Annotated in this window: 11 protein-coding genes; 3 read left to right on the top strand and 8 right to left on the bottom strand. The window is 73.6% G+C overall.

Going from position 1 to position 13270, the window contains the following annotated elements; all coding sequences use genetic code 11:
* Positions 1–51 precede the first annotated feature (51 nt).
* On the top strand, positions 52–1341 hold the full coding sequence (locus ACZ7DE_RS14005) for a tryptophan dimethylallyltransferase family protein (RefSeq protein WP_470760770.1): 1290 nt from the start codon (positions 52–54) through the stop codon (positions 1339–1341).
* A gap of 418 nt (positions 1342–1759) precedes the next feature.
* On the opposite strand, the gene ACZ7DE_RS14010 is transcribed toward ACZ7DE_RS14005, so the two are convergent.
* The 8 genes from ACZ7DE_RS14010 to ACZ7DE_RS14045 all read right to left on the bottom strand — a co-directional run bounded on the left by ACZ7DE_RS14010 (position 1760) and on the right by ACZ7DE_RS14045 (position 9350).
* Complete coding sequence (locus ACZ7DE_RS14010; RefSeq protein WP_470761100.1) at positions 1760–3046, bottom strand: flavin-containing monooxygenase; 1287 nt, start codon at positions 3044–3046, stop codon at positions 1760–1762.
* A 153-nt stretch (positions 3047–3199) separates the two neighbouring features.
* Positions 3200–3982, bottom strand: a complete 783-nt coding sequence (locus ACZ7DE_RS14015; RefSeq protein WP_470760771.1) for a GntR family transcriptional regulator — start codon at positions 3980–3982, stop codon at positions 3200–3202.
* A 102-nt stretch (positions 3983–4084) separates the two neighbouring features.
* Positions 4085–5086, bottom strand: coding sequence for a proline racemase family protein (locus ACZ7DE_RS14020; protein ID WP_470760773.1), 1002 nt, complete (start codon positions 5084–5086; stop codon positions 4085–4087).
* A gap of 66 nt (positions 5087–5152) precedes the next feature.
* Positions 5153–6100: a dihydrodipicolinate synthase family protein gene (locus ACZ7DE_RS14025; protein WP_470760775.1), complete on the bottom strand. Its 948-nt coding sequence runs from the start codon at positions 6098–6100 to the stop codon at positions 5153–5155.
* 76 nt (positions 6101–6176) lie between these two features.
* The gene (locus ACZ7DE_RS14030; RefSeq protein WP_470760777.1) at positions 6177–7589 is read right to left on the bottom strand and encodes an FAD/NAD(P)-dependent oxidoreductase; all 1413 of its coding nucleotides are present in this window, start codon (positions 7587–7589) and stop codon (positions 6177–6179) included.
* Entirely contained in the window at positions 7579–7878 is a 300-nt protein-coding gene (locus ACZ7DE_RS14035) for a (2Fe-2S)-binding protein (RefSeq protein ID WP_470760779.1), read from the bottom strand. Before ACZ7DE_RS14035 ends, ACZ7DE_RS14030 begins: the two co-directional genes overlap by 11 nt.
* Positions 7875–9059 carry an NAD(P)/FAD-dependent oxidoreductase gene (locus tag ACZ7DE_RS14040; RefSeq protein WP_470760781.1) on the bottom strand — a complete coding sequence of 395 codons (1185 nt, stop codon included), beginning with the start codon at positions 9057–9059 and terminating at the stop codon, positions 7875–7877. The genes ACZ7DE_RS14035 and ACZ7DE_RS14040 overlap by 4 nt, the downstream gene beginning before the upstream one ends.
* Positions 9060–9071: 12 nt before the next feature.
* Positions 9072–9350 (bottom strand): hypothetical protein, encoded by a 279-nt coding sequence (locus tag ACZ7DE_RS14045; protein ID WP_470760783.1) that lies wholly within the window; start codon positions 9348–9350, stop codon positions 9072–9074.
* Positions 9351–9861: 511 nt separating this feature from the next.
* Between ACZ7DE_RS14045 and ACZ7DE_RS14050 the strand changes: the two genes are divergently transcribed.
* A complete protein-coding gene (locus ACZ7DE_RS14050; RefSeq protein WP_470760785.1) occupies positions 9862–10566 on the top strand; it encodes a nucleotidyltransferase domain-containing protein in 705 nt (234 codons plus the stop codon).
* A gap of 392 nt (positions 10567–10958) precedes the next feature.
* On the top strand, positions 10959–13115 hold the full coding sequence (gene fusA / locus ACZ7DE_RS14055; RefSeq protein ID WP_470760787.1) for an elongation factor G: 2157 nt from the start codon (positions 10959–10961) through the stop codon (positions 13113–13115).
* Positions 13116–13270: the final 155 nt, after the last annotated feature.

The following is a 13270-nucleotide window of genomic DNA, read 5'->3' on the forward strand; positions in this document are numbered from 1 at the left end:
CCCACCAGGCGGGTATCTTCTTGCCCGCCCCCTTGCGCGGGGTGAGGTCAGATGACCGCCCACCGGTCCGGTGACACGGACACAGGCGCCGCGCCCACGCTCGGCGGACACGCGGTCCGGCAGTTACTGCGACTGAGTGAGATCGCGGGCCTGTCCTCGGCCGACTCCGACATCTACGCGCGCACACTCGTCGAGGCCCTGGGGCCCGTCGCCGAGCGACCCCTGCGACTGCCCCCGCCCAGCCGCAGCTTCCTCTCCGACGACCACACGCCGGTGGAGTTCTCCCTCTCCTGCGAACCGGGCGCGGCGCCGACCCTGCGGGTACTGCTCGAGCCCGGGGCGGGCGAGAGCGACCTGAGGCACAACGGCCGCACCGGCCTGCGGGTCGTACGCGAACTGGCGGCACGCTGGGGCTTCACGACCGACCGCCTCGACGAACTGGAGGACCTCTTCTTCCCGCCGTCGCCCGAGGGCCCTCTCGCGCTGTGGTGCGCGCTGGAGCTGCGTCCCGGCGGGATCCCCCGCGTCAAGGCCTACCTCAACCCCGCGGCGTCCGGTCAGAGCCATGCCGCCGCGACCGTGCGGAAGGCGCTGGAGCGACTCGGTCACCGCGAGGCGTTCGCGTCGTTGTCCGACAGCGACCGGCACCTGTTCTTCGCCCTGGACCTGGGCGACTGGGCGGAGCCCCGGGTCAAGGTCTACCTCGCGCACGAGGACCTGTCCGCCGCCGAGGCCGGGGCCCTGTCCCGCATGGACGGCGGTCCCGACCGGGCCGAGATCGAGGAGTTCTTCCGCATCGCGGCAGGTCACGCCAGCGACGTCGTGACCGACAGCCCGGGTGCCGGTGCCGGTGCCGGTGCACAGGAAGAGGCAGAGGCAGGGTGGGGGCCACGGGTCGTCCGCCGGCCCGTCCAGACCTGCCATGCCTTCACCGACACGGGCACCGGGAGGCCGACCGGCTTCACCCTCTACGTCCCGGTGCGGGACTACGCCCGTCACGACGGCGAGGCCCTGGACCGGGCGGCGGCACTGCTCGGCCGCTACGGCGTGGACCCCGCCCCGGTGCTGTGCGCCCCGGCCGCCGTCACCGCGCGGCAGCCGGAGGAGGGCGTGGGGCTCGTCGCCTACCTCGGTCTGGCTCACCAGCGGGGCCGTTCGCCCCGGATCATGACGTACATCTCCTCGGAGGCGTACGACGTCCGGCCGCCCGCCGCGGCCCGGTCTGCCGTTCCCTCGCCCGCCGTCCCCGGTGCGGCGCATCTCCTGTCCGCGGACTCCGCACCGGCAGACTCCGCACCCGCGGACCCCTTGGCCGCCGTCCCGCTGTCCGCCGGACCGTGACCGGACCACCGCCCGCGGGCTCCGTCGAGCAGCTGCCCCCGTGGGCCGGCTGGACCCGTGGATCCACCGGATCTGCAGGACAGCTGGACCGGTAGGACAGCACCGCTCGTCACACCAGGGGTGCCACGGCACCTCGGGACAGGTCCCCGAGGGGAGCCGTACGCCGACGTCGTCGAACCGCTCCCTGCGCCCTCGAAGGCACGAACGTGTGGCCGCCCAGACCGCCCGGGCGGCCTCCTCGGCGCCCGGCGGGGGCACCCGCCGCCCCGCCGTCCGCCACCCCACCCGCCTACGTCGCTCACCGTCGCTCACCGTCACTCACCGTCGCGAAGCGACCGAGCAAAGGCTCGGCGGTGAAGCACCTCGCGCAGCGTCCTGTCGGTGAAAGCCCGTACCAGCAGCAGCGGTTGATTTGCCGTCACTCCTGGCGCAGTTCCTCCAGATAGGGCACCACGTCCACCTGGATCGACGCGCCCTGCGTCTGGCCGTACTGCCCGGCGATGCCTCCCAGGTAGGAGGCGATCTCTTTGCGCATGACCTCCGGTTCGGGCAGTGCCGCCTTGCCGGCCGCCACCCGGGCCACCCAGCGCGCCTGCGCCTCGACGAGCCGGGTGATCGACCCGTGCGGACGAACGAGGCCGATGAAGTGCAGACCGGGATGGTCGGGAGCGACGACGCGCTTGTACAGCTCGACCGAGCCTCCCGGGCCGATGGGACAGCCCGGGGGCAGGAAGGGGTACGCCATGCGATACCCGGTGCAGTGGACGATCACGTCGGCGGGTACGGACGTGCCGTCGGTGAAGACCACCCTGCCGCCGTCGAGGTGGTCGATTCCGGGCTTGGGGACGACCCCGCCGTGACGTATACGGGTGAGGATCTCGTCGGAGATGGTCACGGCCGAGGCGAAGATCGGGTGGTCGGGCTCGGGCAGGCCGTAGTCCGAGAGCCTGCCGCGGGCGACGAGCACGGCCTGTTCGATGAACCGGCGCTGCTCCTCCAGGGACATGGACGTCCACCACGGGGCCTCGGCGACGTCGTCCAGGGGCATGCCGAAGAGCTGCTTGGGCAGGATGTGCAGGCCCCGGCGCACGGACAGGACCGTCTGGGCGGCGTGGCGCGAGAGATCGCTCGCGATGTCCACCGCCGAGGCGCCGAGCCCCACGACGACGACGCGCTGTCCGGCGTAGTCGCTGCCGTCGCGGTAGTCGAGCGCATGGAGAATCGTTCCTTCGAAACCTTCGGAGCCGGGCGGCGGATCGGGCAGGACCGGCTCCGTGTTGTGCCCCGAGGCGACGATCACCTGCGTGAAGTCACGGGCGGTGCGGGTGCCGTGGGCGTCGCGGCTGACGACCGTCCACGCACCGTCGGCCGCCGGCCGCACGGACTCGACGGTCGTCTCCAGTTCGATGTGGTCCAGTACGCCGGCCCACTCGGCGAAGGAGCGCAGATAGGCGGCGACTTCGCTGTGCCGGGGGTAGACGGGGTACGACGCCGGCATCGGATGGTCGGCGTAACCCGTGAGCCGCTTGTTGGTGTTGAGGTGGAGTGACAGGTATCCCGGACCGCGCTCGCCCGCCTGCGGCTGCCGCCAGAGCCCGCCGACGTCGGACGCCTGCTCGAGGCAGACGAAGTCGAGCCCCTCGGACTTCAGGGCGTGAGCCATCGCAAGCCCCGACAGACCAGCACCGATCACACACCGGCTCACGCGTTCCCCCACGGAAAAGACACCACCCTTTCGTGCACGGGCAGTTGAATTCCCGTTCCACACTCTCCCCACTCTTCTCACATCAGCGACAAGGATCACAGGCACGATCCCCGGTCCGAGGTGGCGGGGGGCGAAAGGCGGGGTAGGGGCGGGTCACTCGCCAGCGGAGGCCCACAACCCCCTTACATGGCTGGGGTGTCGCGTCATCACCTCGTGCACGGACCGCTCGTCGCGGGCCAGCAGGGCGTCCAGCAGCTCCAGGTGCTCCTCGGCGGAGGCCAGCAGACGGCCCGAGGCGGACAGGGCGGTGAGACCGTACAGCCGCGCCCGGCCGCGCAGTTCGCGGACCACCTCGACGAGGTGCGCGTTACCGGCCAGGGCGAGCAGCCCCAGATGGAAGCGGGTGTCGGCCTCGACATAGGCGATCAGGTCGCCCGCCACCGCGGCCGCGACGATCTCCCGGGCGGCCGGGCGCAGCGCCTCCAGGGTCACGGGATCGGCGGTCGTCGCCAGCGACACCACCGTGGGGATCTCGATGAGTGCGCGGACGTGGGTGTACTCGTCCAGTTGCCGGTCGGAGACGTCGGTGACCCGGAACCCCTTGTTGGGGACGGCGTCGACCAGGCCCTCCTTCGCGAGGTCCAGCATCGCCTCGCGCACCGGGGTCGCCGAGACGCCGAAGCGTGCGGCCAGCGCCGGCGCCGAGTACACCTCGCCGGGCAGCAGTTCACCCGCGATCAGCGCGGCCCGCAGGGCGTCGGCGACCCGCTCGCGGTAGCTGCTCCGCCTGCCCCCCAGCACGGGCAGTGCCGGTGCCGGCACCGGGGCCGGGCCGGACGCGGCTGCGGCGGCCGGCGTGGGCGTGGGCGTGGCCGGGGCGGCCGGTGTCCTTGCTGCCGCGGGTGTCTCGCTGCTGGTGCGCCGGGCGGCGGCCATGGTGGGTCTCCTCGGGAACGAGCGGTGCCATGTCACTGTGAACCAGTGCACTGTGCCATGTCACGTGCCACGAGTTCGTCGCCGACGGTCGCGGGCGACGTGTCACAGCACGAAACCGGCGGGGAACGGGTCGGTCGGATCCAGCAGGTACTGGGCCGTCCCCGTGATCCAGGCGCGGCCGGTGAAGCTGGGCAGTACCGCCGGGCGGCCCGCGACCTCCGTCGTGCCGAGGAGGCGGCCCGTGAAGCGGGTGCCGATGAACGACTCGTTCACGAACTCGGTGTGCAAGGGCAGTTCGCCCCGGGCGTGCAGCTGTGCCATGCGGGCGCTCGTCCCGGTCCCGCAGGGTGAGCGGTCGAACCACCCGGGGTGGATGGCCATCGCGTGCCGGGAGTGGCGGGCGGTGGCGCCGGGAGCGTACAGGTGCACGTGATGGCATCCGCGGATGGACGGGTCCTCGGGATGGACCGGCTCCTCCTCGGCGTTGACCGCCTCCATCAGCGCCAGCCCGGCGCGCAGGATGTCGTCCTTGCGGGAGCGGTCGAAGGGCAGCCCGAACTCCTCCAGCGGCAGGATGGCGTAGAAGTTGCCGCCGTACGCCAGGTCGTACGTCACCGTGCGGCCGTCCGGCAGCGTCGCCCTGCGGTCCAGCCCGACCGTGAAGGAGGGGACGTTGCGCAGGGTCACGGCCGTGGCCGCGCCGTCCTCGACCGCCACCTCCGCGACGACCGGCCCGGCGGGGGTGTCCAGGCGGATGGTGGTGACCGGTTCGACGACCTCGACCATGCCCGTCTCGACGAGCACGGTCGCCACCCCGATCGTGCCGTGCCCGCACATCGGGAGATAGCCGGACACCTCGATGTAGACGACGCCCCAGTCGCAGTCCGGCCGGGTGGGCGGCTGGAGGATCGCGCCGCTCATGGCGGAGTGGCCGCGCGGCTCGTTCATCAGCAACTGCTTGACGTCGTCACGGTGTTCCCTGAAGTACAGCCGTCGCTCGTTCATCGTGGCGCCGGGGATGGCGCCGATCCCGCCGGTGATCACGCGGGTGGGCATTCCCTCGGTGTGCGAGTCGACGGCGTGCAGGACGAGCTTGCTGCGCATGAGGTCCCCTTCTGTGCCGTGTTCCGTGCCGTGCGGACGACTGCCCGGGGTCGGGCGCCGGGTTCGTCACGCCAGGCCGGCGGCGACGGCCTTCTCGGTGGCCGCGCGAACGGCGGCCTCCTGGTCGGGCAGCAGCGGGACCCGCGGCGGGCGGCAGCGGCCTCCATGACGGCCGACGACGTCCATCGATAGCTTGATCGCCTGGACGAACTCGACGCGTGAGTCCCAGCGCAGCAGCGGGTGGAGTCGGCGGTACAGGGGGAGCGCGGCCGTGAGGTCACCGGCGACGGCCGCCCTGTACAGCTCGACCGACGCCCTCGGCAGCGCGTTGGGGTAACCGGCGACCCACCCCTTGGCGCCCGCCACGGCCAACTCCAGCACGACGTCGTCGGCGCCGACCAACAGGTCGAGCTCCGGGGCGAGTTCGGCGATCCGGTAGGCGCGGCGGACGTCGCCCGAGAACTCCTTGACGCCGTGGATGTGCCCCTCGCCGTGCAGCCGGGCCAGCAGTTCGGGCACGAGGTCGACCTTGGTGTCGATCGGGTTGTTGTACGCCACGACCGGCAGCCCCGCCCCGGCGACCTCCGCGTAGTGGGCCACCACGGCACGCTCGTCGGCGCGGTAGGCGTTGGGCGGCAGCAGCATCACCGCCGAGCAGCCGGCCTCGGCTGCCTGCTCCGCCCAGCGCCGGGCCTCCGTCGAACCGTACGCGGCGACGCCGGGCATCACCCTGGCCCCGCCGACCGCGGCCACCGCGGTCTGCACGACCCGGGTCCGTTCCTCGGGTGTCAGCACCTGGTACTCGCCCAGCGAGCCGTTGGGTACGACGCCGTCGCAGCCGTTGGCCACCAGCCAGGCGCAGTGCTCGGCGTACCGGTCGTGGTCGACGCGGAGGCCGTCGTCGAGCGGGAGCGCGGTGGCGACCAGGACACCACGCCAGGGGCGGGACGCGGAGGCCGGGGGAGCCGGGTGGGGGACAGGGCCGGGGGCGGGGGCGGAGTCGGGGGCGTTCATGTGCAGTCCCTTCGCTGGGTGGTGTGTGACATGCCACTGGGTGACCGCGGGCAGGCCGCCGGGGTGCCGCGGGCTGTCACCGGGGTGCCGGGGAGTCGGTCGTCGGGGCGGCGAGCACGCCGAGCGGCACGGGGCGGGCCAGCAGCCGGCGCGCGGGGGTGGGCGCGCAGCCCGCGACGCCGGCCACCCCGGGCTCGCAGACGCGGCCCTGGCACCAGCCCATTCCGGCCCGGGTCAGGAGTTTCACGGTGCGCAGGTCGCCGGCGCCGAGCGTGCCGACGGCCTCGCGGACGGCGCCGGCGGTGACCTCCTCGCAGCGGCACACGACCGTGTCGTCGGTCACCTGCTCCGTCCAACGGGCGGGCCGGTCGCCGTAGGCCCCCGCCAGCGCCTGGAAGAACGCCCGCAGCCGGGCGCGCGCCCGGTCGGCCCGCGCCCACTCCCTCGGGTCGGGGACCGTGCCGGTCAGCCTGGCCGCCGCCGATCGGCCGGCGACATGCCCTTCGGCCAGGGACAGGGCGGCCCCGCCGATGCCGGTGGCCTCGCCCGCCGCCCAGACGCCCGGGACGTCGGTGCGCTGTTCGTCGTCGACCCGGACGCCCGCCTCCTCGACGCGACAGCCGAGCCCCTCCGCGAGGTCGGTGTGCGGCAGCAGACCGTGACTCACGGCGAGGGTGTCGCAGACGAGTCGCCGCCCGGATCCGGGTACCGGTCGGCCGTCGGCGTCCAGCGCGGCGACGGTGACGGACTCCAGACGTTCCACGCCATGGGCCTCCACCACCGTGTGACGGAACGTCAGAGAAGTTCGGTTGAGCAGGAGTCGGGCCGCGTAAGCGGTCCCCTCGACCACCTTCGCGGGGGCCATGCCCCAGGCCCGCACGTGGCGGCCGAAGTCCCTCGGACCGGCCGCCTCGACCAGGGCGACGACCCGAGCGCCCGCTGTCGCGAGCCCGGTCGCGACGGGCAGCAGCAGAGGGCCCGTGCCGGCGACGACCGCCCTGCGGCCGGGCAGCGCGAGCCCGCCCTTCAGCACGGCCTGCGCACCGCCCGCGGTGACCACGCCCGGCAGGGTCCAGCCGGGGAACGGCAGAACCCTCTCGTAGCCGCCGGTCGCCAGCACCACCGCGGCGGCCCGGACGGCCGTGGACTCCTCCAGCCCCGGACCGAGCAGCGCGTGCACGGTCAGGCCGGACGACTCCCGCTCCACGCACCACACATGACGCTCACTCAGGTGCAGGACACGTCCGGCGGCGCGGTGGACGTCGAGCCCGGCGCGCAGCCGTTCCCAGGTGCGCCACTGGTGATGCAGCGCCTGCGGCCGACGGGCGCCCAGCTCCTGCGCGGGCTGCCGGTAGAACTGCCCGCCCACCGCCGGGGCGGAGTCGACCAGCACCACGCGCACGCCGCGCGCCGCGGCGGCAAGGGTGGCGGCGAGCCCGGCCGGCCCCGCCCCGATCACCGCGAGCACCGGTGAGCTTTCACCCGTCATGACCCGTCCCCTTCTGCGTGCGGACGTCAGCGCCCGGCAAGGCGGTGACCAGGCAGGCCCGTTGGTTGGGGCGGCCGTCCACGGTGACCAGGCAGTCGAAGCACACGCCGATCCCGCAGAACACCCCGCGCGGACGTTCGCCGCCCCGCGTGATGCGCCAGGCCGTCACGCCGGACGACCACAGGGCGGCGGCGATCGTCTGACCGGGCAGCGCCTCGACCTCACGGCCGTCGAACGTGAGGGTGAACGGGACGCCGGGACGCGCCCGGACCAGTTTCAGGGGGTTCACCGGGCGGCCTCCTCGGTGGAGCGGTCCGGGCGGCCGGGGCCGTCGAACCGGTCGGGGCGCAGCGGCCTCAGGTCCAGCTCCGGGCTCTCGCCGGCGAGGCACTGCGCGATCAGCAGGCCGGTGCCGGTCGCGAGCCCGATGCCCGCTCCTTCGTGTCCGCACGCGTGGAACAGCCCGGGCGCCCGCGGGTCGGGGCCGACGGCGGGCAGATGGTCGGGCAGGTAGGGGCGGAAGCCGAGATACGTGCGCATCGCCCGGACGTGCTCCAGGAACGGGAACAGCCGGGTCGCGCCCGCCGCCAGGGCGCGGATCACCGGCAGTGAGAAGGAGCGGTCGAAGCCGACCCGTTCACGGCTCGCGCCGATCAGCACAGGTCCGGCCGCGGTGCCCTCGACGACCGGCGAGGTCTGCAGGGCGGCCGAGTCGCTCGCCACGTCGGCCACGTAGTCGGCGGCGTACACCTTGTGCCGCACGCGCGGCGGCAGCGGCTCGGTGACCAGGACGAAGCCGCGGCGGGGGAGCACGGGCAGCCGGACCCCCGCCAGCGCCGCGACGTCCGCCCCCCAGGTGCCGGCCGCGTTCACCACGGCCGGCGCGAGGATGTCGCCCCGGTCGGTCCGCACCCCGCGCACGGCGCCGTCGTCGCCGCGCAGGATCCCCGTCACCGTGCGGCCGGTCTCCAGGCGCGCTCCGGACGCCCGCACGAGGTGGGCCGCGGCGAGGGTGGGCATGACCTGGGCGTCCTGCGGATACAACACCCCGCCTGCGAGGCCCGGAGCCAAGTACGGTTCCATGTCGGTGAGTTGGTCTGCGTCGAGGTGGACGGCCTTCACTCCGGCCGTGTGCTGTCCGGCCGCCAGGTCCGTCAGGGCGGTGAGGGCTTCGGGGGTCGACGCCACGACGAGCCCGCCCTTGGGCTCGTACTCGAAGGCCGCCGCGAGCCCTTCCAACGCAAGTTCGCGCCACAACCGCGCCGACAGCAGGGCCAGTTGGAGTTCCGGGCCGGGCTCCTTGTCGGAGACGAGGAGGTTGCCCTCGCCCGCGCCGGTCGTGCCGCCGGCCACTGGGCCGCGGTCGACCACGATCACGTCCAGTCCGGCGCGCGCCGCGTACAGCGCGCAGGCGGCGCCGACCATGCCGGCGCCGACGACCACGACGTCACCGCTCGGTCGCTTGGTCACGCCAGTAATATGTCACATGGTTCTGGTCGGAGGAAGAAGGCCGATCCAGGGTGGGCGTGACCGGAGAATCCTCGGATCCGGCTTCCGGGCCGAGGGAGTTCGACCGAGCGGCTCCACCGCGGCGGCCTGCGTCCTGGCCGTGAGGAAGTCGGCCACGTCGACCTTGCCGACGAGCAGCCGGTCGTGCCGGTTCCCCGCGGCCGTCACCCGCGTCCAGTCGTCCACCAGGTCGCCCCCGGTGAGCAGCGCGATCCGAGCTCGGGCGTTCGTGAGCGGCTTGGCGGGGGACACGGTGGTCCGGCGACCGGCGCGGCCGCGACGTCCGAGCCGGTCGGGGCACGGTCCTCCCCGTCCGAACAGGCCGCCGCGACCAGCAGGGATCCGCCGGCCAGGACCGCGGCCGGCACGCGGGCCGGACGGGTCGGGCCGGCCGGGCCCGACGGGCGGGGCGGGCAGGCCGGGCGGGACGGGCGGGACGACGGGCGCGGGGTGCTCACGAGTGCCTCCTGAGGACGGGGTCGGCCGCTCTGCCCTCCACGGCACCACCGGCCGGACCGCCCGACCAGTGCTATGAGCCGTCCGAGTGAGCCGCTGGGCGGGGCCGGGAGCCGGGGTGGGTGACGAAGTCCTCCTCGCCGCCCACGGGCACGTCGGGGTGCACGAGGTTGCCGGGAGCCGGCGCGGCGGGCGGGCGACGCCGGAAAATACGAGGTGGTGAGGGGCGGAGCCGGGGCATCATGGCGGTCTCGTCGCCCGGCCGGGAGGCCGGGTGATCATCATCGGGGAGCGACCGGGGGCACCTGTGACCGTCACCAACATCCTGCTGTCCGGCATCGTCGGCTCGACCGCCTACGGGCTGACCCACGAGAACTCCGACGTCGACCGCCTCGGCATGTTCGCCACCCCCACGGAGGAACTGCACGGCCTGCACCGGCCGCCGGAGTCGCACGTCAGCACCGCGCCCGACCGAACCCTGCACGAAGCGGCCAAGTGGTGCAGGCTCGCCCTCGGCGGCAACCCTACGGTGACGGAACTGGTCTGGCTGCCGGACGAGTTGTACGAGGTGCGCACACCGCTGGGCGACGAACTCGTCGCCATCCGGCAGACGCTGCTCAGCGCCCGCAGGGTCCGCGACGCCTACCTCGGCTACGCCACCCAGCAGTTCCGCAAGCTGCAGAACCGTCAGGACGGGCCCCTCACGGCCGAAACCCGCAAGCGGAGCGCCAAGCACGCCCGTCACCTCAAGCGGCTGTGCTCCCAGGGCTACGAGCTCTACTCCACCGGCCGGTTGACGATCCGCGTCGAGGACCCGGAGGGCTACCACCGCTTCGGCGAGCAGGTCGCCGCCGACCCCGGGGCCGCTCAACCGCTGCTGCGCCACTTCGAGGAGGCGTTCGCCGAGACCCGCAGCGTGCTGCCCGAACACCCCGACGAGTCGGCCGCCGACGCATGGCTGCGCAAGGTGCGGAGGGAGTTCTACGCGACGACGCAGACCGCCCCCGTGTGACCGCCGGGACGCGGCCCCCGGCTCACCGGGCGGGCCACGGCCCCGGCCAAATCGGGTGCGCTGCAACATCGTCCGCCTCTACACTCGCCGAACCGAGCGCGGCCCACGACAGGGCGGCGCGACGCACCGTGACGAACGAAGGGAGCCCGGCCATGCGTGACCACACCGCTGCCGTCGCTCCCTGCTCCCGCTACGAGGTGATCCTCGTGTCCTGGTCGGTCCGGTGCTCGCCGCGCGGCCGGCACCGGGAATCCTGACGGACGCCTGAGGGCTCCGACGCCCCGTCACCACACAGGAACTGACGGGCCGTCATGCCCCGATGCCACATCGCACGGCCTTCGTCCGGAAATCGCGCTGCCCGTTCCCGGAACACCCCGAAAGGCCAAAGGGCCATGCGCAACAACCTCGACCGTCATCTCTCCGCCGTGCGCAACCTGGGCATCCTCGCCCACGTGGACGCGGGCAAGACCACCGTCACCGAGCGGATCCTGTACGCCACCGGGACCACGCACAAGCGCGGCGAGGTCCACGACGGCACGACCGTCACCGACTTCGACCCGCAGGAACGCGACCGTGGGATCACCATCTTCGCCGCGGCCGTCAGCTGCGACTGGAACGGTCACCGCGTCAACCTGATCGACACCCCCGGCCACGTCGACTTCGCCGACGAGGTGGAGCGGGCCCTGCGCGTGCTCGACGGAGCGGTCGCGGTGTTCGACGCCGTCGCCGGGGTGGAGCCGCAGAGCGAGTCCGTGTGGCGGCAGGCCGACCGGTACGGCGTGCCGAGGATCGCGTTCGTCAACAAGCTGGACCGAGCAGGCGCCGACCTCGACGCCGCGGTGGCGTCGATCCGCGCCCGGCTCCATCCCGTCCCGCTGGTCGTACAGCTGCCCATCGGCGTCGAGGACGGCTTCACCGGCGTCGTCGACCTGATCCGCATGCGGGCACTGACCTGGAGCGACGGCAGCGACACCGCCGTCGAAGGGGCTGTGCCGGACGAGCTTCGGCAGGAAGCGCTGCGTCGACGCAGACGGCTCGAGGAAGCCGTGGCGGAACGGCATCCGGCCGCGCTGGAGGAGTTCTGCGACGGGGAGACCCTCTCCGCCCAGACGCTCTCCGGCGCCCTGCGCGACCTGACCGGCACGGGTGACGTCGTGGTCGTGCTGTGCGGTTCGGCCTACCGCAACCGGGGGATCGAGCCGCTGCTCGACGCGGTCGTCGCCTACCTGCCGTCGCCGCTGGACGTGCCGCCGGTGTGCGGTGTGCCCGACGGCGCGGACCGTGCGCGGGACGCCGGTGGCGACGCGACCGCCGGCGGTGTGCGCGACGAGGGCCGCGAACAACGGCCCGCGGACCCCGCCGCGCCGTTCGCGGCCCTCGCGTTCAAGGTCGGCGCCACCCCCACGGGGCGGCTCACCTACCTGCGGGTGTACTCGGGCACGATCGAGAAGGGAGACGCGGTATGGGAGTCGGGCACCGGGCGGACCGAGCGCATCGGCCGGATCCTGCGCGTGCAGGCCGACCGTCACGCCCAGCTGGAACGTGCGGTCGCCGGGGACATCGTGGCGGTGGTCGGCCTTAGGTCGGCCCGCGCCGGCTCGACCCTGTGCGCGCCGGGGGCGCCCGTCGTCCTCGAACCGCCCGGGGTTCCCGAGCCGGTCGTCTCCGTGGCGGTGGAGCCCCGGACGACCGCCGACGCCGACCGGCTGGCTCCGGCGCTCGCCCGGCTGGCCGAGGAGGACCCGTCGCTCGTCGTCAGGACCGACCCCGAGACCGGGCAGACCGTCCTGTCGGGCATGGGTGAACTGCACCTGGAGGTGGCGGTGGAGAAGATCCGTCGCGACCAGGGCCTGGAGGTCAACGTGGGCCGTCCGAGGGTGACTTACCGTGAGACGGTCGCCCGCGGCCTGTCCGGGCTGGTCTTCCGGCACGTCAAACAGGACGGTGGCGCCGGGCAGTTCGCGCACGTCGTGCTCGACGTCGAACCGCTCGCACCACACGGCGAGAACGGCGAGAACGGCGAGAATGGCGCGGACGGCGACGTCGAAACCGGCTTCGCGTTCCGTTCCACCGTCGTGGGCGGACGGGTGCCGCAGGAGTACGTGCGCGCCGTCGAGGCGGGCTGCCGGGACGCCCTGGCCGAGGGTCCCCTCGGCGGGCACCCGGTCACCGGTGTGCGGGTCACCCTGACCGACGGGGCGACCCATGTGAAGGACTCCTCCGAGATGGCCTTCCGCACGGCCGGCCGGCTCGGGCTGCGCGAAGCCCTGCGCGGCTGCGCGATGCTCCTGCTGGAACCGGTCGTCGAGGTCACGGTCACCGTGCCCGAGGACGCCGTCGGCGGGGTCCTCGGCGACCTGGCCGGCCGGCGCGGCCGGATCACCGACTCGACCGTGCGCGGCGGGTCGGCGGTCGTCACTGCCACCGTGCCGCTGGCCGAACTGTTCGGCTACGCGACCCGGCTGCGCAGCCGCACCCAGGGCCGAGGCGCCTTCTCGGCCCGGCCGACGGGGTACGCCCCGGCGCCGGAGGTCGCGCCGACGCGGTGACCGCGCGTCGGTGGAACGGGGCGTAGGACCGCGGACGTCGGACCGCGGGCCTACGCCCTCGCGGGGGTCGTAGGACCAAAGCCCCATTGTCGGTTCGTGCAACGAACCAATAACGTTCGTGGCGCGAACTGAAATGGGGCGTCCGGGGACGCTCC

It is taken from the genome of Streptomyces sp. NPDC037083 (assembly GCF_055606485.1).

Coding starts and splice junctions, on each gene's coding strand:
- ACZ7DE_RS14025 (WP_470760775.1), bottom strand. CDS start 6,100: ATGAACGCCCCCGACTCCGCCCCCGCCCCCGGCCCTGTCCCCCACCCG.
- fusA (WP_470760787.1), top strand. CDS start 10,959: ATGCGCAACAACCTCGACCGTCATCTCTCCGCCGTGCGCAACCTGGGC.
- ACZ7DE_RS14020 (WP_470760773.1), bottom strand. CDS start 5,086: ATGCGCAGCAAGCTCGTCCTGCACGCCGTCGACTCGCACACCGAGGGA.
- ACZ7DE_RS14030 (WP_470760777.1), bottom strand. CDS start 7,589: ATGACGGGTGAAAGCTCACCGGTGCTCGCGGTGATCGGGGCGGGGCCG.
- ACZ7DE_RS14005 (WP_470760770.1), top strand. CDS start 52: ATGACCGCCCACCGGTCCGGTGACACGGACACAGGCGCCGCGCCCACG.
- ACZ7DE_RS14015 (WP_470760771.1), bottom strand. CDS start 3,982: ATGGCCGCCGCCCGGCGCACCAGCAGCGAGACACCCGCGGCAGCAAGG.